Source organism: Polaromonas sp. P3_A5 (assembly GCF_056403055.1).
Genome location: NZ_JBFUGF010000008.1, coordinates 1 through 1,198 on the forward strand (window position 1 = coordinate 1; position 1,198 = coordinate 1,198).

The 1,198-nt window shown below is 61.1% G+C and carries 1 protein-coding gene; it reads right to left on the minus strand.

Annotated features, from left to right (window positions below; translation table 11 throughout):
• Positions 1 to 3 precede the first annotated feature (3 nt).
• Positions 4 to 1,194, minus strand: coding sequence for an elongation factor Tu (tuf, locus tag AC1DU8_RS22745; protein WP_436155802.1), 1,191 nt, complete (start codon positions 1,192 to 1,194; stop codon positions 4 to 6).
• Between the last annotated feature and the right edge of the window lie 4 nt (positions 1,195 to 1,198).

Below are 1,198 nucleotides of genomic sequence, written 5' to 3' on the forward strand. Positions count from 1 at the left end.
AAATTACGCAATGATTTTGGCAACGACGCCGGCGCCGACGGTCTTGCCGCCTTCGCGGATGGCAAAGCGCAGGCCTTCTTCCATGGCGATCGGGTTGATCAGCTTGACGGTGATCGACACGTTATCGCCTGGCATGACCATTTCCTTGCCTTCTGGCAACTCGATCGCACCGGTCACGTCCGTCGTGCGGAAGTAGAACTGGGGGCGATAGTTGTTGAAGAATGGCGTGTGGCGGCCGCCTTCGTCCTTGCTCAGAACGTAGATCTCGCCGGTGAAGTGCGTGTGTGGCTTGATGGAGCCGGGCTTGCACAGCACCTGGCCGCGCTGGACGTCTTCGCGCTTGGTGCCGCGCAAGAGGATACCGACGTTGTCGCCAGCTTGACCCTGGTCGAGCAGCTTGCGGAACATTTCCACGCCGGTGCAGGTGGTCTTTTGCGTGTCGGCAATACCGACAATTTCGATTTCTTCGCCGACCTTGATCACACCGCGCTCGACACGGCCGGTCACGACRGTGCCGCGGCCGGAGATGGAGAACACGTCTTCCACGGGCATCAGGAAGGCRCCGTCAACAGCGCGCTCTGGCAGGGGAATGTAGGTGTCMAGCGCTTCGGCCAGCTTCATGATGGCTTCTTCGCCCAGGGGGCCCTTGTCGCCTTCCATGGCGAGCTTGGCGCTGCCGTGGATGATGGGGGTCTTGTCGCCGGGGAAATCGTATTTGTCGAGCAACTCGCGCACTTCCATTTCGACGAGTTCGAGCAGCTCGGCGTCGTCAACCATGTCGCACTTGTTCAGGAACACGATGATGTAAGGCACGCCCACCTGGCGGGCCAGCAGGATGTGCTCGCGGGTCTGGGGCATGGGGCCGTCAGCGGCGGAGCACACCAAAATAGCGCCGTCCATCTGGGCGGCGCCGGTGATCATGTTCTTCACATAGTCGGCGTGGCCTGGGCAGTCGACGTGGGCGTAGTGGCGGTTGGCCGTTTCGTACTCGACGTGGGCGGTGTTGATCGTGATGCCGCGCGCTTTTTCTTCGGGCGCCGCGTCAATTTGGTCGTAGCCCTTGGCTTCGCCGCCGAACTTGGATGCCAGAACGGTCGTGATCGCCGCCGTCAGCGTCGTCTTGCCATGGTCCACGTGGCCAATCGTGCCTACGTTGACGTGCGGCTTGGTCCGCTCAAATTTGCCTTTTGCCATTTTT